This is a genomic window from Kitasatospora sp. NPDC057542 (assembly GCF_042801945.1).
Classification (GTDB): Bacteria; Actinomycetota; Actinomycetes; order Streptomycetales; family Streptomycetaceae; genus Kitasatospora.
The window spans coordinates 1-19,540 of the sequence record NZ_JBHVFE010000133.1; the positions used below are offsets into that span (position 1 = coordinate 1).

16 protein-coding genes are annotated in these 19,540 nt (G+C 73.8%); 6 read left to right on the forward strand and 10 right to left on the reverse strand.

Translation table 11 applies throughout. The annotated features are described in order from the left end of the window. Positions 1-17 precede the first annotated feature (17 nt). The 3 genes from ACFU7Y_RS18735 to ACFU7Y_RS18745 form a co-directional block, all read right to left on the reverse strand. The gene (locus ACFU7Y_RS18735) at positions 18-1,631 is read right to left on the reverse strand and encodes a tannase/feruloyl esterase family alpha/beta hydrolase (protein ID WP_380768876.1); all 1,614 of its coding nucleotides are present in this window, start codon (positions 1,629-1,631) and stop codon (positions 18-20) included. A gap of 150 nt (positions 1,632-1,781) precedes the next feature. Then, positions 1,782-2,450 carry a cytochrome b/b6 domain-containing protein gene (locus ACFU7Y_RS18740; protein ID WP_224276265.1) on the reverse strand — a complete coding sequence of 223 codons (669 nt, stop codon included), beginning with the start codon at positions 2,448-2,450 and terminating at the stop codon, positions 1,782-1,784. Then, entirely contained in the window at positions 2,398-3,120 is a 723-nt protein-coding gene (locus ACFU7Y_RS18745; protein ID WP_224276263.1) for a molybdopterin-dependent oxidoreductase, read from the reverse strand. The genes ACFU7Y_RS18740 and ACFU7Y_RS18745 overlap by 53 nt, the downstream gene beginning before the upstream one ends. 503 nt (positions 3,121-3,623) lie before the next feature. Between ACFU7Y_RS18745 and abc-f the strand changes: the two genes are divergently transcribed. The 4 genes from abc-f to ACFU7Y_RS18765 all read left to right on the forward strand — a co-directional run bounded on the left by abc-f (position 3,624) and on the right by ACFU7Y_RS18765 (position 8,299). Then, the gene (gene abc-f / locus ACFU7Y_RS18750) at positions 3,624-5,258 is read left to right on the forward strand and encodes a ribosomal protection-like ABC-F family protein (protein WP_380768878.1); all 1,635 of its coding nucleotides are present in this window, start codon (positions 3,624-3,626) and stop codon (positions 5,256-5,258) included. Positions 5,259-5,344: 86 nt separating this feature from the next. Continuing rightward, positions 5,345-7,108 (forward strand): ABC-F family ATP-binding cassette domain-containing protein, encoded by a 1,764-nt coding sequence (locus tag ACFU7Y_RS18755; protein WP_380768880.1) that lies wholly within the window; start codon positions 5,345-5,347, stop codon positions 7,106-7,108. A gap of 20 nt (positions 7,109-7,128) precedes the next feature. Continuing rightward, positions 7,129-7,692: an ABATE domain-containing protein gene (locus ACFU7Y_RS18760; RefSeq protein WP_224276250.1), complete on the forward strand. Its 564-nt coding sequence runs from the start codon at positions 7,129-7,131 to the stop codon at positions 7,690-7,692. A 121-nt stretch (positions 7,693-7,813) separates the two neighbouring features. After that, positions 7,814-8,299 carry a hypothetical protein gene (locus ACFU7Y_RS18765; protein ID WP_374119912.1) on the forward strand — a complete coding sequence of 162 codons (486 nt, stop codon included), beginning with the start codon at positions 7,814-7,816 and terminating at the stop codon, positions 8,297-8,299. 226 nt (positions 8,300-8,525) lie between these two features. Here ACFU7Y_RS18765 and ACFU7Y_RS18770 read toward each other — a convergent pair whose 3' ends face one another. The 7 genes from ACFU7Y_RS18770 to ACFU7Y_RS18800 form a co-directional block, all read right to left on the reverse strand. Further along, a complete protein-coding gene (locus tag ACFU7Y_RS18770; protein WP_224276246.1) occupies positions 8,526-8,954 on the reverse strand; it encodes an Ohr family peroxiredoxin in 429 nt (142 codons plus the stop codon). 206 nt (positions 8,955-9,160) lie between these two features. Next, positions 9,161-10,201: a helix-turn-helix domain-containing protein gene (locus ACFU7Y_RS18775; protein WP_380768882.1), complete on the reverse strand. Its 1,041-nt coding sequence runs from the start codon at positions 10,199-10,201 to the stop codon at positions 9,161-9,163. A gap of 91 nt (positions 10,202-10,292) precedes the next feature. Then, positions 10,293-11,315: an alpha/beta hydrolase gene (locus tag ACFU7Y_RS18780; protein WP_380768883.1), complete on the reverse strand. Its 1,023-nt coding sequence runs from the start codon at positions 11,313-11,315 to the stop codon at positions 10,293-10,295. 99 nt (positions 11,316-11,414) lie between these two features. Then, the gene (locus tag ACFU7Y_RS18785; RefSeq protein ID WP_224276240.1) at positions 11,415-12,386 is read right to left on the reverse strand and encodes a helix-turn-helix domain-containing protein; all 972 of its coding nucleotides are present in this window, start codon (positions 12,384-12,386) and stop codon (positions 11,415-11,417) included. 128 nt (positions 12,387-12,514) lie between these two features. Continuing rightward, positions 12,515-15,241 (reverse strand): AAA family ATPase, encoded by a 2,727-nt coding sequence (locus ACFU7Y_RS18790; protein WP_380768884.1) that lies wholly within the window; start codon positions 15,239-15,241, stop codon positions 12,515-12,517. Between the two features lie 127 nt (positions 15,242-15,368). Then, on the reverse strand, positions 15,369-16,076 hold the full coding sequence (locus tag ACFU7Y_RS18795; RefSeq protein WP_380768886.1) for a YoaK family protein: 708 nt from the start codon (positions 16,074-16,076) through the stop codon (positions 15,369-15,371). 82 nt (positions 16,077-16,158) lie between these two features. Continuing rightward, positions 16,159-18,036: an amidohydrolase gene (locus ACFU7Y_RS18800; protein ID WP_224276287.1), complete on the reverse strand. Its 1,878-nt coding sequence runs from the start codon at positions 18,034-18,036 to the stop codon at positions 16,159-16,161. Between the two features lie 300 nt (positions 18,037-18,336). On the opposite strand from ACFU7Y_RS18800, the gene ACFU7Y_RS18805 reads away from it, so the two are divergent. Then, positions 18,337-18,999 (forward strand): hydrolase, encoded by a 663-nt coding sequence (locus tag ACFU7Y_RS18805; RefSeq protein WP_380768887.1) that lies wholly within the window; start codon positions 18,337-18,339, stop codon positions 18,997-18,999. Between the two features lie 31 nt (positions 19,000-19,030). Beyond that, complete coding sequence (locus tag ACFU7Y_RS18810) at positions 19,031-19,513, forward strand: DoxX family protein (RefSeq protein ID WP_224276234.1); 483 nt, start codon at positions 19,031-19,033, stop codon at positions 19,511-19,513. Positions 19,514-19,540: the final 27 nt, after the last annotated feature.

Below are 19,540 nucleotides of genomic sequence, written 5' to 3' on the forward strand. Positions count from 1 at the left end.
GGACGGCACCGGGGGGATCAGTGCCGGGAGGGGAGGACGCAGCGGAAGCCGGAGGCGGCGGTCGGGTCGCCGTGGCCCTGGTAGCGGGACACCTCGGGGTAGCGGCACAGGTCCCGGTCGACGCTCTGCCCGGACGCGTCGACCAGGGTGGCGGGCAACGTCTGCGGCGCCTTGCCCTGCTCGACCCAGGCCGTCAGGGCGGCGAGGTCGTCGGTCGTGCCGTCGCCCTTGTTGAGGCCGCAGTGGACCGTGCCCGGGGCGAGGAAGAGGCGGTAGAAGTCGTCGACCCGCTTGGTGCCGCCCATCTTCCGCTCGACCTGCCGGCGGTACTCGACGGTGCCCTGGGCGGGGATGAACTGGTCGGCCTGGCCGTGCCAGGTCAGGAGCTTGCCGCCGGAGTCGCGGAAGGCGGACAGGTCGGGGTCGTCGGTGCCGATGATCCGGTCATACTCGGTCCGGGACTGCTCGAACAGCCGGGTGAACTGGTCGTAGGTGATCGTCGAGACGTCGAACGACGGCTGCTTCTTCAGCCAGGTCGTGACCCAGAGCCGGGGCACCGGGAACGGCGCGCCCTTCACCTGGCCGCTCGCGTCGGGCGCGGTGCCGGCCAGCCCCGCCAGGTCGGCACCGACCGGGACGCCGGACCACAGCTTCCGGCCGGACGCGGTGCGCGGACCGTCCCAGATCTTGCGCACCACGGCGGCGTCGGCCGCCGTGATGGTCAGCTCCTCGCCACCGCAGAGCACCTTGGTGCCGATCAGCCGGCGCGGGTCGAAGTCGCACCGCGACGCGTCGTTCACCAGGTTGTCCCTGGCACCGTCGAGCGGGTCGCAGGCCGCGACGGCGGCGTCGGTGAAGGCCTTGAACTCGCAGGCGGACGGGTAGGTCTTCTCGTTGTTCATGACCACCTGCGGCCACAGGGTGGCGACCTCGAACTCGTCCCAGTTGACGGCGGGCGCGTTGGCGAGGATGCCGTCGAAGTCGTCGGGGTGGCGCTGGGCCTCCATGTAGCCCTGGCGTCCGCCGGTGGAGCACCCGTTGAAGTAGGAGTAGGAGGCCTGCCTGCCGAAGTGCGCGGCGACCACCTGCTTGCCGACGATCGACGCCTCGTGCTGGGAGCGGGACGCGAGGTTCTTCAGCAGCGCGGTGTCGACCCGCCCCTCGGCGTTCAGCGCCCAGGTGACGTCGACGGCATCGGCGAGCCCGCCGTCGGTGGTGGTCGCGGCGTACCCGTTCCTGACCGCGGTGCCCATCCCGACGCCGTTGTCCCCGGCCGCGAAGGCGCTCCCGCCGAGCGCCTGGAAGCGGCCGTTCCATCCGTTGACGGGGAGCCAGGTCGAGACCTTGGCGTGGTCGTTGTCGCCCGGGTGGGTCAGGGTGACCGTCACCTCGCAGAAGGCGGGGACCCCGGTGACGGTGCCGCCCACCACCCCGGTTCCGTCGATGGTGCCGCCGTCCCGGTGGACGGCCGTCACGGACTCCACCCTCGTGCCGGGGGGAGCCTGTACGGTCGGCGCCGAACAGCCGAACGCCGCGGACACGGAGCCGTACGGGGTCTCCGCTGCCGCCGTCGGCAGGTTCACCGCGGCCAGCGCCGCGCCGGTCGCGAGCACGATCAGGAATTTCTTCATGGGTATCCCGTCCAAGTACGTGGGTGTACGCCCGGCAGCGGAGGAACACGTGTCCGGTGTCCGGGCAGGGGTGGGTCGAAAACAGGAGGGTGAAACAGCGGCGGCCGAAAAGATGCCACCGGTCGAGGAGGTGACGGCAGGTCGGCACACTCAGGCGTCCGCCCGGTCCTCGGGCAGCCACCGGGAGTGGTGCCGCTCCGCCCAGGCGCGGCTGACGTACCCGGTGCGCATTCCGCGCCTCGACTCCGGGTCCCGGAGCGCCTTGCGCAGGTGGCCGGAGACCACGAAGGCGATCGCCCAGGCCAGGAGGTCGTGGACGAAGATCGCACTGGTGCGGGAGACCGACGGCAGCAGGCCCGTGAACCACATCAGCAGACCGGTGGACGCCATCACCAGCACGGCGCCGGCGATCCAGCCCGCGTAGAGCTTCTGGCCGGCGTTGAACTTGCCGGCCGGGCGCGCCTCGGGCCACGTCCGGCGCCTGCGGACGGCCCGCAGCCACTCCCGGTCGTACGGCGCGAAGCGGTTGAGCCGGCGCAGGTCCGCGCGGAACGCGGCGGAGAACAGCCCGAGCAGGAAGGGCAGTGGCAGCAGGATGCCCGACCACTCGTGGACCGTGGCCACCAGGTATCGCCGCCCGACGAGTTGGGCCAGCGGCCCCAGGTACAGGCAGGCCGCGGAGGCCAGGCACAGCAGCATCAGGACGCCGGTGGCCCGGTGGACCAGGCGCTCGGCGGGACTGAAGCGCCGGACCCGGTCCGGCTGTTCAGGCCGCGCCGCCGCGCCGGTCGGCGTCGTCGAGCCAGCCGTCGACGGCATAGCCGCGCTCCTCCCAGTAGCCGGGGACGACCTTGTCGGTGACCGAGATGCCGGACAGCCACTTGGCCGACTTGTAGAAGTACATGGGGGCCACGTAGAGGCGGACCGGTCCGCCGTGCGCGTGGGTGATGGGCTTGTCCTGCATGTTCAGCGCCACCAGGACGTCCGGGCGGCGGGCCTGCTCCAGGGTGAGGCTCTCGGAGTACTCGCCGTCGAAGCAGGTGAACCGGACCGCCGTGCCCGGGGAACGCACTCCGGCGGCATCGAGGATGTCCGCCAGTCGCACCCCCTCGAAGGGCGTCCTGTCCACCCGCCAGCCGTCCGTGCACAGCACGTCGTGGACGACCCTGGACTGCGGCATCATTCGCAGTTCACCCAGGGTGTACGCCTTCTGACGCTCCACCAGTCCGTCGACTCTCAGCTCGTAGTCGGTCTCGTCCTTGTGCGGCACCGAGCCGACGACGCTGTAGTACCGGAAGCCGCCCGGGTTGGGCAGCAGGCCGGTCAGGCCGGTCGCGTCCCCCTCGGAGGCCGCGGCCAGGACCCGCTCCCAGCCGCGCTGGAGGTACGGCGCCGCGGCGATCCCCGCGGCGCCCGCGCCGAGCATGCCGAGCACCGCGCGCCGCCCCACGGGTGCGCCCTCGGCCCTCCGCTCCGACTTTCCCGCCATGGTCAGTGTGCTCCTTCGAGGTGGCGGCGATCCCGGAGGGCGGCCGCCCTCCGGCCGGCCCGGTCGCGGGCGGGTCCACACGTGTGAACACGGTCGAGCCTTCCCGACATCGTCACCGGTTCAACTGGTGACGATGCTGGCACGGCCGCGACCGACCTGTCAACGAGACGACCGGGGCGCCACACCGAGCGGGGGCCGGGGTGAAAGGGACTGCGGCGAACGGCAGTTGCCGGTCGACACCCGCCGGGGCACACACATGTGCGGCCTCCCGACCGCCGGCGGCGCCTGCTACAGTGGGCGCGACCTGTAGTCGTGTGATCGAGGAGTGACAGACGTGGCGGGTGACGACGACATCTCCGGGTGAGATCCGGATCTGACGGCCACCGGCCGGTGCTTCAGGAGCGCCGCAGCCGAGGTGGTCCGCATCGTCGTGCCTCTTTTCCCATATCTGCCCAGGGCAGAGGTCTACCCTCCTGCCCTCGCTCTTCTCCGAGGTCATCTCCATGTCCGACGCTGCCGTCGTCTGCTCGAACGTCTCCTTCGCCTGGCCCGACGACACCCCGGTCTTCCACGACCTGTCCTTCACCGTGCCTGCCGGCCGGACCGGACTGGTCGCTCCCAACGGTGCCGGCAAGAGCACCCTGCTCAAGCTGATCGCCGGCGAACTCAAGCCCGCCACCGGCTCGGTGTCGGTCACCGGACGGCTCGGCTACCTCCGCCAGAGCCTCCCCCTGACCTCCGGCCTCACCGTCGCCCAGGTGCTCGACATCGCCGAGATCATCCGGGCCATCGACGCCGTGGAGTCCGGGGACGTCGACGAGCGGCACTTCACCACCATCGGCGACGACTGGGACATCGAGGAGCGCACCCGCGCCCAGCTCGACCGCCTCGGCCTGACCGACCTCACCCTGGACCGCAGTCTGAGCACGCTCAGCGGCGGCCAGATCGTCTCCCTCGGCCTCGCCGCCCAGCTGCTCAAGCGCCCCGACGTGCTGCTGCTCGACGAGCCGACCAACAACCTCGACGCGCAGGCCCGGCACAAGCTCTACGACGTGCTGGCGGACTTCAACGGCTGCCTGTTGCTGGTCAGCCACGACCGCGCGCTGCTCGACCGGATGCAGCACATCGCCGAACTCGGCAACGGCGAACTGCGCTTCTACGGCGGAAACTTCACCGCGTACGAGGAAGCCGTCCGGGCCGAGCAGGAGGTCGCCGAGAAGAACGTCCGCAACGCCGAGCAGGAACTCAAGCGGGAGAAGCGGGAGATGCAGCAGGCCCGCGAACGCGCCGAGCGCCGCCAGAGCAACGCCGCCCGCAACCTCAAGAACGCCGGCCTGCCCCGCATCTTCGCCGGGAACATGAAGCGCGGCGCCCAGGAGTCCGCGGGCCGGGCCGGCCAGATGCACGCGGCCCGGGTCAGCGAGGCCAAGGCCCGGCTCGACGAGGCCGGACGCGCCCTGCGCGAGGAACAGCGCCTCTCCCTGGAGCTGCCGGACACCCAGGTGCCCGCCGGACGCAACCTCTTCCTCGGCGAGGGCCTGCAGGTCCACCACGCCGGCCGGCCGGTGTTCGCTGACGGCGGCGTCGACCTGAGCGTCCGCGGCCCCGAGCGCATCGCGCTGACCGGCCCCAACGGCGCGGGGAAGAGCACCCTGCTGCGTCTGGTCACCGGCGAACTCACCCCGGACAGCGGGGAGATCAAGCGCAACGACGGGCGGATCGCCTACCTCTCGCAGCGCCTGGACCTGCTCGACCTCGGCCGCACCGTGGCGGAGAACTTCGCCGCGTTCGCCCCCGAGCGGCCCGAGACGGAACGGATGAACCTGCTCGCCCGCTTCCTCTTCCGCGGCGCCCGGGCCCACCTGCCGGTCGGGGTGCTCTCCGAAGGCGAGCGGCTGCGCGCCACCCTGGCCTGCGTGCTGTGCGCAGAGCCGGCCCCGCACCTGCTGCTGCTCGACGAGCCGACCAACAACCTCGACCTGGTCAGCGCCGGCCAGCTGGAGAGCGCCCTGAACGCCTACCAGGGAGCCTTCCTGGTGGTCAGTCACGACGAGCGGTTCCTCGCCGAGATCGGGGTCAACCGCTGGCTCCGGCTGGCCGACGGCACGCTGAAGGAGACCGGGGCGCCCGCGGTGTGAGCCGCCGACGTGTGACCGGGCCCGCGCCCGAGGCTCCGTGCCCGGCGGGCCCACCACCCCTCACGTCGGAAGGACCAAGGATCCCCGTGCTCCAGCACGCCCAGCACGCCCTGCTCGCCCACGACGTCGTCCGCAACCTCGGCGGCCGGCGCGTCCTCGACGGTGTCGGCCTGAGCGCCGCCCCCGGCCACCGGATCGGCCTGATCGGGGAGAACGGCGCCGGCAAGTCCACCCTTCTGCGGGTGCTCGCCGGCGTGGACGAACCCGACGCCGGAAGCGTCTCGCGTCCCGCGGACCTCGGCTTCCTGCACCAGGAGATGCCCTTCGAGACCGACGCGACCGTCGCCGCCGTCCTGGACGACGCGCTGCGCGAGGCCCGCGAGGACCTCGCGGAACTGGACCGGCTCGGCGCGGAGATCGCCCGTGTCCCGGAGACCGCCCCCGGCCACGCGGAACTCCTGGACGCCTACGGCAGGCGGCTGGAAAAGGCCCGGTACCGGGAGTCCTGGGACGCCGACCGCCGCGCCGCCCTGGTCCTCGACGGGCTGGGCCTCGGCGCACTCGGGCACGACCGCACGCTCGGCTCGCTGTCCGGCGGGCAGCGCGGCCGGCTGGCCCTCGCCGCACTGCTCGTCCGACGGCCGTCCGCGCTGCTGCTGGACGAGCCGACCAACCACCTCGACGACGGCGCCGCGGCCTTCCTGGAGGAGCAGATCCGCGAACTGCCCGGCACCGTGGTCGTCGCCGCCCACGACCGGGCGTTCCTGGACGCCGTCTGCACCCATCTGGTCGACCTCGACCCGGCGGTGGACGGACCGGTCCGCTACGGCGGCAACTACAGCGCCTACCTGGGCGAGCGGCGCGCCGAGCGGGAGCGCTGGGAGCGGCGGTACACCGAGGAGCAGCAGGAGCTGGCACAGCTGCGCCACTCGGCCGGCGTGACCGCGCACCTGGTCGCACCGGACCGGGGTCCGCGGGACAACGAGAAGATGGGTTACGGCCACCGGGCGGGCCGGGTGCAGAACCAGGTCTCCCGCCGGGTGCGCAACGCCGCCCGCCGGCTGGCGGAACTGGAGCGCGCGCAGGCCCCCGAGCCGCCGCGCCCGCTGCGGTTCGCCGTCGCCGCCCTGGCCGCGGACGCCGGCGCTCTGGGCACGGAAGCCGAGGCCGTGGCCTCGGCCGTCGGGGCTGTGGCCTCGGATGTCGGGGCTGTGGCCTCGGGCACCGTCGCTCTGGCCGCGGACGCCGGGGAGGACCGGCGGCCCCTGGTCGCACTCCGGGACGTCCGGGTGCCCGGCCGGCTCGCGCTGGACGCTCTGGAGGTGCCGGCGGCCGACCGGCTGCTGGTCACGGGCGGCAACGGGACGGGCAAGTCGACGCTGCTCGCCGTGCTCGCCGGGCACCTCGCCGCCGGGGGCACGGTGCGCCGGCGCCCCGGGCTGACGGTGGGGCTGCTCACCCAGGACACCGCGTTCGACCGGCCCGACCGCACCGTCCGCGACACCTACGCGCTGGCACTGGGCCCGTCTCGGGCCGAGGAGGTGCCGCTGGGGTCGCTCGGTCTGCTGCACACGGCGGACCTGGACAAGCCGGTCGGCCGGCTGTCCGTCGGACAGCGCCGACGGCTCGCGCTGGCGCTCCTGGTGGCCGAACCGCCCCAGCTGCTGCTGCTCGACGAACCCACCAACCACCTCTCCCCCCGCCTGTGCGACGAACTGGAGGAGGCCCTCGGCACCGGTCCCGGCGCGATCGTCCTCGCGAGCCACGACCGCTGGCTGCGCCGGCGCTGGCAGGGCCGCGAGCTGCGGCTCGACCCTGCCGGGGCCGGGCGTTATTGCCCGCCTGCGTAGTCACCTGTCAGCATGGTGATGTGAACCTTGACCATGTCTTCGTCTGCGGGCACCCGGCCCTGGACTTCGCGGCCACGCTCCGTGCACGGCGCACGATCCGGTTCGAGATGTTCGTGACGCCGGAGCGGTTGAACGCCTGGTACCTGGACTGCGGGCTGGTGGACACGATCACGCCCGGTGACGAACAGGACGTCCGCGAGGCGACGACCGTCCGCGAGGCCGTCTACCGGCTCGTCACCAACCGACGGCTCGGCGAGGCGTTCGACCGCGAGGCGCTCGCCGTGCTCAACGGCGCCGCACGCAAGCCGCCCGTGACGCCGCAGCTCACCATGACCGGGCGGCACAACGAGGCGACCCCCGAGCAGGCGCTGGCGACCGTCGCGCGCCAGGCGGTCGAACTCCTCAGCGGCCCGGACGTCCCCCTGATGAAGGAGTGCGGCAACCCGGAGTGCACCCGGGTCTACATCGACCGCTCCCGGGGCATGCGCCGCCAGTGGTGCGGCATGGAGTCCTGCGGCAACAGGATCAAGGCCGCCGCCTACCGCGCGCGGAAGAAGACGCCGTCCGCCACGGGCCCTCGGTAACCCCTCCACAACCGCACGCGTCGGCGCGCGGGCCCCGGCATGGGTACCATGCAACACCACCATGCCTAGGGAGTGAACGGTTGTGACCCGCCATCCAGCCTCCACGCTCCGGTCCCGGTACGTGGAACAAGCCGCGTCGGACCTGGAGAAGAACCACCAGCGACAGCGGGAGCTGGCGGAGGAGCTCAGGATGCTGAAGCAGGAGGAGGCCCTCCTGGCCGACATCCTGAGTCTCGCCGAGCGGTACGAGGGCCCCGCCGGCCAGGCACTTCCTCCCGAGCGGCCACGGGAGGAGTCCACCGCCCCGGCGGCCCGCACGACGAAGACCGGCACGACGAGGACCGGTGCGAAGGCGGCCTCGCACCGGCCTCTGCTCGGTGACCTGCTCGTGGAACTCCTGGGCCGGCACGACGAGCCGTGCCCGGCGAAGGACCTGCGGGTCGAGCTCATGGCGAAGTACCCGAAGCGCAACCCGACGCCCCAGGTCGTACGGAACACCCTGGAATCCCTCGTCGCCAAGGGGCGCGTCCGGCGCCACAAGCAGCAGCGCTCCGTCATGTACACCCTGCTGCGGCCGGGCCCGGCCACCCCGGGCGACGCCGGCTGACCCACCGACCGGCCGCGGCCGCTCCCCCGGGGGCCGTCTCCCCTCGGAGACGGTGGAACACCGGTCAGGGGCATGACGAGGACGTCCGACCACCGGTGAACACGTGTGCGCCGACGAAGGCCATGTGCCGCGCCGGTCCTCCGGCCGGTGGTGTGGGTGTGCCTGTGCGGGCGGGTCCCGTGCGGGACGGGGGAACAGGCACGGGACCCGCCGGTCGGGGGGTGGGTCAGGCCGCGACGCCGGCGTGGATGACGACCGGGATGTTGTCGCGCGTGGCCTTGGAGTACGGGCAGATCCGGTGCGCGGCGCGCGCGAGCTCCTCGGCGGTGGCCTGGTCCACGCCGCCGAGCACGGGGCGCAGGACCGCGGAGAGCGAGAACTCGTCGTCGTCGCCGTGGGTCAGCGTGATCTCGGCGGTGATGGTGGTGCTGGTGAGCCGGGTCCCACGGTCCCCGGCCGCCCGGCGGAGGGCTCCGAGGAAGCAGGCGGCCCAGCCGGCCGCGAGGAGCTGCTCCGGGTTGGTCGCGGTGCCTGCGCCGCCGAGTTCCTTCGGAATGGCGAGACCGGTCTCCAGCAGACCGTCGGAGGAGCGGACCCGGCCGCCGTTGCGGCCCTCACCGTCGACGTCGACAACGGCGGTGTAGCTGACTGCCATGGCTGGTGCTCCCCATCTGGATCGACTCGATGTCCGACCGCCTCCCGGCGATGCGTCCGAACCCTCTTCTGCATCACCGGTCCATGCGGTGATGCAATGATGGCAATCCAATGCGTCACCAGTCAAGCCGGTGACGCACTCGCGCGCGATCAGAGGTGACGACCGATCCGGGCGCTCCGAACGGCGGCTGCCAACCGCCGGAGGCCTCACACCGCGACGCCGTATCCGGACGGCAGGCCCGTCGCCCCCGGCTCGCCGCCCGGCGGGGGCAGCCGGACGGCGGCCGGGGTGAGGCCCGCTCCGGCGCATGCCTGCCACTCGCGCGGGGAGGCGCCGTAGGCGGCGCGGAACGCCCGGCTGAAGTGACTCGCGCTCACGAAGCCCCAGCGGCCCGCGACCGCCGCCACGCTCGCCCGGCCCGCCCCCGGACGGGCGAGGTCCCGGCGGGACATCTCCAGCCGCTGGCGCTGGATCCAGCGGGCCACCGTCACCCCCTCGAAGCGGAACAGCTTGTGCAGGTACCGCACCGACACGTGATGGGCCGCCGCGATCCGCTCCGGCGAGAGGCCCGGGTCGCCCAGATGACGCAGGATGTGGTCCTTCACCCGCGCAAGAGTGGCGAGCGCCGCCTCGGGCGCCTCGGGGACGGACCGGCCGCGCCGCTCGTGGGCGAGCACCGCGAGCAGGTCGAACGCCGTGGCGGCGAGCCAGGCGGCCGGCTGCGGCTCCATCGCACCGGCCGACCGCGAGAGGCACTCCAGGTAGGCGGCCACCAGCCGGGCGGTGCCGTCGCCGGTGTCGAAGGCCGTCGCGGTGAGCACCCGCAGATCCTCCTCGGAGACGCCCCCGACCGACCGCGGCCAGTGGAAGGCCGTGAAGAGGAAGGGCTCCGGAAGCTCCTTGGCGAACGGCCTCCCGGCATCGGAGATCGCGAACGTGCCCGGGCGCAGCTCCACTTGGCGGCCGTCCTGGTCGAGCCGGGCGGTACCGCGGTGCTGGAGCGCCAGGGTGAGGTGGTCCTCCCCGCCGCGGGCGATCAGCCCCGCGCCGCGCTCGACCCGCTGCGGGCCGGCCTGCACCAGGGAGACCTGGGTGGCACCCAGGCTGTGACTGGTGATCGTCGCGGGGGCGGGCTCGCTTTCGAGCAGGGCCACGTCCAGCGGGATGAAGGTGCGGGAGACGGCCTCGTGCCAGTATTCGGCGCGGTCTGCGGGCGGTACCAGGGCGGTGTCGAGAACGACGGACATCGGTACTCCTCGAACAGCTGTCGACCGGACCGGCCGGTCCGGTGTCGCGGTGTCGGGTGGGCGCGGGCTCTCGTCGGGCGGTGGTCGGGGGTCACCAGGAACGGCCGTGCAGGGCGACGTGCACGGTGTCGACGGCCTGGATCAGCGCGGCGCGGGCGGTGCTCGTGGGGAAGCTCGCGCCGAGCAGCAGGAAGCCGTGGACGGCGCCCTGGTAGCGCGTCGCCACCACCGGGACCCCGGCCGCGCGGAGCCTGGCCGCGTAGGCCTCGCCCTCGTCCCGCAGCACGTCGGCCTCGGCGGTGACCACCAGGGCCGGCGGCAGCCCGGCGAGCTGGTCGAGGGAGGCACGCAGCGGCGCGGCGGTGGCCTCGGTCCGTCGCTGAGGGTCGGGCAGGTAGTCGTCCCAGAAGCGGCGCATGTGGTCGCGGTGCAGGAAGTACCCCGTCGCGAACCGGCGGTAGGAGGGGGTGTCGAAGTCGGCGTCGGTGACCGGGTACAGCAGCACCTGGTGGAGCAGCGGTACGTCGTCGCGCCGGCGGGCCAGCAGGGTCAGTGCCGCCACCAGGTTGGCCCCCGCGGAGTCGCCGACGGCGGCGATCCGGGCCCCGTCCAGTCCGATCTCGTGGCCGTGCTCGTGGATCCAGCGGGCCACGGCGTGGCACTGTTCGACGGCCACCGGGTAGCGGGCCGCGGGCGCCCGGGCGTAGTCCACGTAGACGACGGCGGCGTCGGTGCCCAGGGCGAACTCCCGGATCAGCCGGGCGTAGCAGTCGGCGTCGCCGAGCGACCAGCCGAGGCCGGGCAGGAACAGCACGACGGGGCTGGGCTGGGCGGCGCCGACGGGTCTGGTCACCTGGACGTGCACCCGTCCGGTCGGTCCGCAGGGCAGGGCGAGCCATTCCGACGTCGTGCCGTACGGATCGTCCTCGGCCCCGAACGCGCCGCCGACCGGCCCGCCGTCCGGAGCGTCCGCACCGTCCGGAGCATCGTCGCAGGTGAGGCAGGAGAGGTCCGGCGGTTCCGTCGCGGACCGGCCGGCTCGGGCGTCCAGGAGCTCCTGGACCGCCCGGTCGAGCACCGGGCGCCGCTCGGGCAGGGGGGTGGGGTCGGACAACTCTCTGCTCCTGGCTTCGGTCGACGGGCACGGTGGCTCCGTGTGTGCCCCGGCCGTGGTGGCCTGTTCGTGCCCTTCGGCGGGCGGGCCGGCGGCTCCTCAGCCGGGTTCGCCGTGCGGGCGTGAGCGCCACTCGCGCGGCGAGACGCCGTATGCGGCGCGGAAGGTCCGGCTGAAGTGTGCCGGGTTGACGAAGCCCCACCGCTGGGCGACGGCCGAGACCGTGGGCGCGGTGCGGCCCCGCCGGGCCAGCTCGCGGGCGCAGGCGTCCAGGCGGAGCCGCTGGATGAGCCGGCTCACCGTCACGCCCTCGCCCTCGAAGAGCCGGTGCAGGTACCGCACGGAGATGTGGTGCGCATCGGCGATCCCTTCGGGGGACAGGTCCGGGTCGCCCAGGTGGCGGTCGATGTACTCCCGCACCCGCCGGACCAGGTGGGCGTTCTGGGCTCCCTGCTCGTCCACCGCCCGGGCCGGTGCCAGCTGGGCGATGAGTGTGCCGAAGAGGTCCGCGACGCTGCCGGCGAGCCGGTCCCCGACCGGGGCGGGGTAGGAGTGCGCGGAGGCGGCGAGGACGCCAAGGAAGGGCAGCAGCACCGGTCCGCACCCCTCCGTCGGGCCGACGGCCGTCGCCGACGCGTTCCGCAGGTCGCGCTCGGGCACCCCCAGAAGCCGGCGCGGCACGTGGAACAGGTGGGTGCGGAACCGCTGCGGGTAGTCCACCGCGTACGGGCGCGCCGTGTCGTACAGGACGAGCCCGCCCGGCGGCACCTCCGCGCGGCGCCCGTCCTGCTCCAGGACGGCCCGGCCCGTCACCTGCACGCCGACCCCGACCTGCGGTTCGCTCCGTGGCGTCCGCGCGATCAGCGCCGCCGTGCGGGAGAGCCGGGCCGCGTCGGCCTCCAGCGTGGAGATCCGCACGTACCCGAGGCGGTGCGACTCCAGGAGTCCGTCGAACGGCCGCCCGGTGAGCGGGCGCACCTCCAGGGGCACCAGCGACCGCGACACCGCCCCGCTCCAGAAGGCCGCCTTCTCGTCGTCCGCGACCGACGCGGTCGTCACCCGCACGCCCATCTGACCGTCCTTCCGCCGAGGTCCTGCACTCTCAGCCTGGGGCTCGGGCGGCGCGGGTCGTTAGGTCATCTGACTGTCGTGTCGGCACGGTCGGCCGCCGGGCTCGGGACGGCGGGCGTTCGGGCAGGTCAGCCGCCGTCGAGAGCGTGGGCGAGGGCGGCCCGCGTGGTGATGCCGAGCTTCGGGAAGATCTTGTAGAGGTGGGCCCCGACGGTGCGGGGCGACAGCTGGAGCTGCCGGCCGATCTGCTTGTTGGTCAGACCGGTCGCGGCCAGCCGGGCGATGCGCAGCTCCTGACCGGTCAGCCCGGCCGCCCCCGTGACCGGTCCGTTCTGCGTCGGGGCCACGGAGTCGCCCGCGGCACGGAGCTCCTCCTCGCACTGCGCCGCCCAGGGGGTGGCCCGGAGGCGGCGGAACACGTGGTGGGCCGCGCGCAGTGCCTCCCTGGCCCCGGGCCGGTGGCGGCGGCGCAGCCAGGCGCCGTGGGCGAGCCGCAGTCGCGCGAGGTCGAACACCCACTGTTCGGCGCCCGGCACGGCGTACGCCGCACGGTAGGCGGCCTCGGCCTCGTCGTCGTCCGCGGCCAGGGCGGTGGCGGCCGCGCACAGGAGGGCGTGGCGTCCGGAGATCTCCGCCGAGCCCGCCCCGGCTCCGGCCGCGAGGTGCGCCCGGGCCTCCTCCTGCCGTCCCGTGTGGACGGCGGCCGTCACCAGGTCGAGGACGAGCGTGTGGTGCCAGGGCCGGCCGCCGGGCAGTCGCCCGGGCGGGGTGAGCTCGCAGAAGTGCGCGTACGCTTCCTCGTAGCGCCGGTGGGCGAGCGCGGCCAGGCCACGCAGATGGCTCAGCCGGTCGAGGACGTACCGCATCCGGGCGCGGGTGGCGATCGGCCCGATGGTCCGCTCGATCTCCCGCAGTCCGGCCTCGTCGCCCCGGCCGGCCAGGAAGTGGGCGTGGTACAGGCGGAACATCAGGCCGTTGGTGTGGTAGCCGAGCTCGTCCGCCATCTCGGCCTCGCGCAGGCAGACGGCCGCCCGGTCCCAGTGTCCGAGCAGGTAGTCCTGGTGGGCCTTGGCCTTCGCGACCGAGCCCTGGGTGGCGTAGCCGTGCAGCCCGGAGAAGCGCTGCCACAGGTCGCCCTCGGGGCAGTCGAGTGCCGAGGCGGTCCACAGCAGAAGCCAGGCCGCGCCGGCCTCCTGCTCCTGGGTCATGCCCTCGGCCGTCGCCATCAGGGCGGCGGCCGCGTCCGGGCCCGGGGCGGTCCAGGCCCGCAGGCACAGCCGGCCCACCTCGGAGACGTTCTCCCGGTGCCGTTCCAGGGCGCGCCAGGCCCAGGGGTCGTCCGTGTAGGTGGCGGCCAGGAGGAGTTTGAAGTAGACCTGTTCGACCAGCCCGCCGAAGGTGCCGGCGCCCGGCGCGGTCAGCGTGTCGAGGGCGGCGGGCAGCAACGCGGCCGAGGACTCGAAGTCGACGTGGTGGCTCTGGTCGGCGTAGACCACCGCGTACGAGAACAGCGGGGCGGTGTCCTGCGGAACGGTACTGCTCTTCAGTTCCTCCACCAGGGCCACGGTGTGGCGCAGCTGCCCGCCGCGGGCGGCCATCACGGCGGCCCAGGTGAGCCTGCGGACGCGGTCGCAGGAGCTGGGGCTGAGGACGGCGGCGCGTTCGAGCAGGAGCGCCCCCTCCGCCTCGCCGCCCCGGTGGGCGAGGTCGCGGCCGGCCTCCTGGAGGCGGTGCGCGAGGTCCTCGTCGGGCAGCAGCGCGGCGGCCGCCTCGTGGACGAGCCGTCGCGGGTCGTCCGGTGCGAGGGTCTCGGACAGCGCGCGGTGCGCCTCCCGGCGCGCGGTGTCGGAGGCGGTGGAGACGACGGCGGTACGGACCAGGGGGTGCCGGAACACGAGGTGCCCGGCCGGGTCGAGCCGGGCCAGGCCCTCCGCCTCGATCCGGTCCAGGACCTCCCGCGCGTTCTCGTCCGCGAGGGCACGGAGCCACTCGGCGCTGCCGGAGTCCGGGCCGGTGGCCAGGGCGCCGAGCAGCAGGAGACGGCCGACCTCCGGCGTCACCGTCCCCAGCCGTTCCGCGAACATCCGTTCCAGCTTCCGCCCCAGCGGCAGCCGTTCGGGCAGCGGAGCGGCACCCCACTGCTGGGCGGCCGCCAGTTGGCGCGGCAGCTCCACCAGCGCCAGCGGGTTCCCGGCCGCCTCGGTCAGGACGCGCTCCTTGGCGGGCGCCGCGAGTTCGGGGTAGCAGGTGCCCAGCAGCAGGGCCGCGTCCTCCCGGGGCAGGGCCGGGACGTCGACGGCCTCGGCCGACCAGGTCTGGGCGGCCGGTCCGTCCGGGCGGGTGGCGCCGACGATCGCCACCGGCAGCTCGGCGCACCGCCGGTGCAGGAAGGCGAAGACGGTCGCGCTCGACGAATCCATCCAGTGCAGGTCGTCCAGGAGCAGCAGGACGGGGGCGGTCCGCACCGCCTCCTCCAGCAGGGCCAGCGCGGCGGCGCCGACGGCGAAGCCGCTCGGGGTCCCGGAGCGGACGCCGAACGCGCTCTCCAGGGCCTCCCGCTGGTGCGCGGACAGCGCGTCGGAGCGCTGGAGCAGCGACCAGAAGGCCTGGTGGAGGGCCCCGAACGCGAAGTCCGTCTCCGCCTCCGTACCGACCGCGCGCAGCACGGTGAACCCGCGCCCGCACGCCACCCGCTCCACCCGGGCCACCAGGGTGCTCTTGCCGACACCGGCGTCGCCGCGCAGCAGCACGGTGGAACCGCTCGCGCCGTCCTCGGCCTGGACCAGCGCCGCGGTCAGCAGCTCCGTCTCCCGCTGCCGCCCGACCAGGACCGGAAACCGCCTGTCCTCCGCCACTGTTCCTCTTCCTCGGGTCGGTCGGCCCGCTCCCCGGGCACCCCAGGTTATCGCCCGCCCGATCCGCCGGTTCGATGCCGGGTCCACGGCCCCGCCCGCGGGCGGGCGACGAGGCCGGACCGTCGGCTCACTCGCGGTAGAGCAGGACGGTGACACCGGCCAGGACAGCGCTGGCGACCAGGGCCCAGGCGGTCTGCCCGTGCAGCACGAGGACCGCGCCGGGGGCGGCGCCGACGAGCATGGTGGCGACGGAGAACACCTTCCGGCGCTGGCGGAGGGCGGTGCCGCCGGCAAGGCGGGAGTCGGCGGCCAGGCCGGTCAGGGTCAGGGTGAGCACGGTGGTGGTGAGGTCCGGCACGCCGAGGCCGCGGACGGTGCCGTTGCGGATGCCCATCGCGAGGGCGAGCAGCGCGATCACGCCGTACTGGGCGGGCCCGTCGACGCTCCGGACGAACGCCACGACAGCGGCCACGCCGTACAGCGCGGCCTCCAGGACGAAGGCTGCCCGCAGCCGCCGGGGCTGCCGGGTACCGGCCTGTCGGGTGGCGAGCCGGCCGGCCAGCAGCGCGCCGAGGAGGAAGGCGGCGAGGGAGGTCAGCGAGCCGGCGACGGAGAATCCGGGCGCGCCGGCGAGGGCGAAGGCGATGACGACGACGTTGCCGGTCATGTTCGCGGTGAAGACGTGGCCGAGCCCGAGGTAGCTCACGGCGTCGATCAGGCCGCTGACCAGGGTGAGGCCGAACAGGGCCAGGGCCAGCGGGTGGCGGTCGTGGATCTGCGGTCCGGGCAGCTGCGGCGGGGGTGCGGTGCGGGATTCGGCTGCGGGATTCGTCACGACGGCTCCTCGTGCGGTAGGGGGATACGGGCGGGGGCACCGCCTCGTTCCGGCGATGCCCCCGAGTGGACTTGGCTGCTCCTCAGAAGAAGCAGGGATCCATCGGAACCTGCGGCTGCCCCGGGAGGGCGAGGCCGCGGGCCGCGCGCCAGGCGTGCTGCTCGCCGGAGGCCGCCACGGCCTCCAGTACGCCTTCGGCCTGACGGACGCCGGCCAGGCTGGGGGCGGGGGTGGCGTGGTAGCCGCCGAAGCGGGTGACCGGGCTCCAGGACGGCGACACCTCGGGCAGCTCGGGCGCCAGCCCCTGGTGCTCCGCGGTGGCGTGGACGATGCGTCCGCCGACGACGGTGAGGACGGACTCGATGTGCGGGATGTCGGCCTCGGGGACGGTGAAGTAGTCGGCGCTGAGCAGCGCGAGGTCCGCGTAACTGCCGACGGCCAGGCGCCCCTTGACGTCCTGCTCGCCGGTGAGGCGCGCGCCGCCCAGGGTGTAGAGCTCCAGGGCCTGCTCGCGGCTGAGCCGGTTGTGGTCGGCCGCGAGGCGCCGCCCGCTGACCGCACGGCCGGAGACCAGCCAGTGCAGGGCGACCCAGGGGTTGTAGGAGGAGACCCGGGTGGCGTCGGTGCCCGCCGCGACGGTCAGGCCGCGGTCCAGCATCGCGCGCAGCGGCGGAGCCTCGGCGGCGGCCGGGGCGCCGTAGCGGGAGACGAAGGCCTCGCCCTGGAAGGAGAGGCGGTTCTGCACGGAGACGGCGCCGCCCAGGGCCGCGATCCGGTCGAGGCTGTCCGGGCTCACCGTCTCCGCGTGGTCGAAGAGCCAGCGGTTGCCCTGCGGGAAGAGGCCCTCGGCGGCGAGCTTCTCGAAGACGGCGAGGTCGCGGCGGATGGTCTCGTCGTAGGTGGCGTGCAGCCGGAAGCCCCAGCCGTTCTCCATCAGCAGGCGGACGGCCTTCTCGAACTCGCTCTCGTAGGAGCCCAGTTGCGGCCGGGGTTCGGTGAAGTTCTCGAAGTCGGCGGCGGCCCAGGTGAGGTTCTCCCCCGCGCCGTTGAGCCGCAGCCATTCGTCTCCTTCGCCGGGGCGCACGGTGTTGACCCAGCGGGTGAGGTCGTCCAGCTCCTGGCCCGCGGTCTGCGGGAAGAGGTGGTAGGCGATGCGCAGGGTCAACTCGCCCTGTCGGGCGAGTTCCATGACGGTGCCGTAGTTCTCGGGGAAGCTCTGGAAACCGCCGGCGGCGTCGATCGCGGAGGTGAGGCCGAAGCGGTTCAGCTCGCGCAGGAAGTGCCGGGTGGAGCCGATCCGGTCGGCCTCGTCCAGCGTCGGCGCCTTGGCCAGCGTGGAGTAGAGCAGCAGGGCGCCCGGGGCGGCGATCAGCAGTCCGGTCGGTTCGCCGTCGCGCCCGCGCACGATCTGGCCGCCGGCCGGGTCGGGGGTGTCCCGGGTGAAGCCCGCGGCGCGCAGCGCGGCCCGGTTGAGCAGCGCCGACTGGTAGAGGTGCAGCACGAAGACGGGGGTGTCGGGCGCCGCGGCGTTGAGCTCCTCCAGGGTGGGCAGGCGCCGTTCGGCGAACTGGTCGGCGGACCAGCCGCCGACCACCCGCACCCACTGGCCGGGCGGGGTGCGCTCGGCCTGCAACCGGAGCATGGCCAGGGCCTCGCGCAGCGTCGGGACGCCGTCCCAGCGCAGCTCCAGCACGTAGTTGAGGCCGCCGCGGATGACGTGCAGGTGCGCGTCGTTGAGTCCCGGGACGGCCCGGCGGCCGAGCGCGTCGACCACCCGGGTGCGGGGGCCGACCAGCGGGGCGACGTCCGCGTCGTCGCCGACCGCCTGGACCAGACCGTCCCGGACGGCCACCGCGGTGGCCTGCGGGCGGCGCGGGTCGTTGGTGAACACCTTGGCGTTGCGCACGACCAGGTCGGCGGGCTGGTCGGGGGTGCCGGGACGGATTCCGGCGACGGGCATGGTGGACAACGGGGTTCCCTTCGTTCGGTGGCGCTTCGGCGCGGGGCCGCCCAGCGAACCTAGGCAGCCGACGGCGGGCGAGGTTCTCCGCAGCGCATCGGCAGTTGCCCAGCAGCGCACTTCGGCGGCCGGCCGGGCCGGTGCCCGTGGTCGTGCGTTGTCGGAACAGTCCCGGGCGCAGAGCGAGCAGAACGGTCGGACCATCGCGGACTAGTGTCGTCGAACGTGACGCCGAGCCGATCCGGCAGCGTCGTCTGACGCAGTGTCAATTCCCTGCATTCCCAAGGAAAGAGAAGAACCATGGTCGACTTCGCCAACGTCCACGCCGCCCCGAGCCCGGACCTGCTCACCCCGGACAACGCGATGATGCTGTTCGTTGACCACCAGCCGCAGATGTTCTTCGGCACCGGCAGCGGCGACCGCACCGCCATCATCAACTCCACCGTCGGCCTGGCGAAGGCCGCGAAGATCTTCGACGTGCCGGTGGTGCTGTCCACCGTCGCGGCCGAGTCGTTCTCCGGCCCGCTCCTGCCGCAGCTGCGGGAGGTCTTCCCCGACCAGGAGGTCATCGACCGGACCAGCATGAACGCCTGGGAGGACGAGGCCCTGGTCGCGGCCGTCAAGGCGACCGGCCACACCAAGATCATCCTGTCCGGCCTGTGGACCGAGGTCTGCCTGGTCCTGCCCGCCCTCTCCGCGCTGGACCAGGGCTACGAGGTCTACGTCGTCGCCGACGCCTCCGGCGGCGTCAGCCCGCTGGCCCACGAGCACGCCCTGCAGCGGATGACCGCCGCCGGCGCCGTGCCCGTCACCTGGGTGCAGGTCCTGCTGGAGCTCCAGCGCGACTGGGCCCGCACCGAGACCTACGTCGCGGTCACGGACCTGGTCAAGGAGCACGGCGGCGCCTACGGCATGGGCATCGTCTACGCCCAGTCCATGATCAACCCGCACGCCGCCGGCTGACGGCCCGCCACCGACCCTGACGGAGTCCGACATGAACACGGGTCTACTCCTGCTGCGCCTGGTCGCCGGCCTGCTGATCGCGGGCCACGGCGTCCAGAAGGTCAGCTTCCACCTCGGAGGGGGTGGACTGGAGGGCGGCAGCGCCGAGTTCCGGGGCGACGGCTTCCGCGGCGGCAAGCTCACCGCGATCACCGCCGGCGGCACCCAGCTCGGGGCCGGGCTGATGCTGGCCCTCGGCCTGCTCACCCCGCTGGCCGGCGCGGGCGTCATGGGGGTGATGACCGTCGCCCTGACGGTCAAGTGGCCCCACGGGCTGTGGGTGCAGCACGACGGGTACGAGTTCCCGTTCGTCCTGATCGTCATCGGCGCGGCGCTGACCGCCACCGGCCCGGGACAGTGGTCGGTCGACGGGGCGCTCGGCCTGGCGCAGTGGCCGCTGTGGTGGCTGCCCGCGGCCGTCGTCGCCGGCGTGGGCGGCGGGCTGGTCACCCGCCTCGCCCTGCACCGCAGCTGAGGCAGCCGCGACGGAACGGGCTCGGGT

Bases quoted from the DNA above. Each gene is read 5' to 3' on its own strand.
- ACFU7Y_RS18740 (WP_224276265.1), bottom strand. From the start codon at position 2,450: ATGCCGTCGACGGCTGGCTCGACGACGCCGACCGGCGCGGCGGCGCGG.
- ACFU7Y_RS18810 (WP_224276234.1), top strand. From the start codon at position 19,031: ATGAACACGGGTCTACTCCTGCTGCGCCTGGTCGCCGGCCTGCTGATC.
- ACFU7Y_RS18800 (WP_224276287.1), bottom strand. From the start codon at position 18,036: ATGCCCGTCGCCGGAATCCGTCCCGGCACCCCCGACCAGCCCGCCGAC.
- ACFU7Y_RS18805 (WP_380768887.1), top strand. From the start codon at position 18,337: ATGGTCGACTTCGCCAACGTCCACGCCGCCCCGAGCCCGGACCTGCTC.
- ACFU7Y_RS18775 (WP_380768882.1), bottom strand. From the start codon at position 10,201: ATGTCCGTCGTTCTCGACACCGCCCTGGTACCGCCCGCAGACCGCGCC.
- ACFU7Y_RS18785 (WP_224276240.1), bottom strand. From the start codon at position 12,386: ATGGGCGTGCGGGTGACGACCGCGTCGGTCGCGGACGACGAGAAGGCG.
- abc-f (WP_380768878.1), top strand. From the start codon at position 3,624: ATGTCCGACGCTGCCGTCGTCTGCTCGAACGTCTCCTTCGCCTGGCCC.
- ACFU7Y_RS18770 (WP_224276246.1), bottom strand. From the start codon at position 8,954: ATGGCAGTCAGCTACACCGCCGTTGTCGACGTCGACGGTGAGGGCCGC.
- ACFU7Y_RS18735 (WP_380768876.1), bottom strand. From the start codon at position 1,631: ATGAAGAAATTCCTGATCGTGCTCGCGACCGGCGCGGCGCTGGCCGCG.
- ACFU7Y_RS18745 (WP_224276263.1), bottom strand. From the start codon at position 3,120: ATGGCGGGAAAGTCGGAGCGGAGGGCCGAGGGCGCACCCGTGGGGCGG.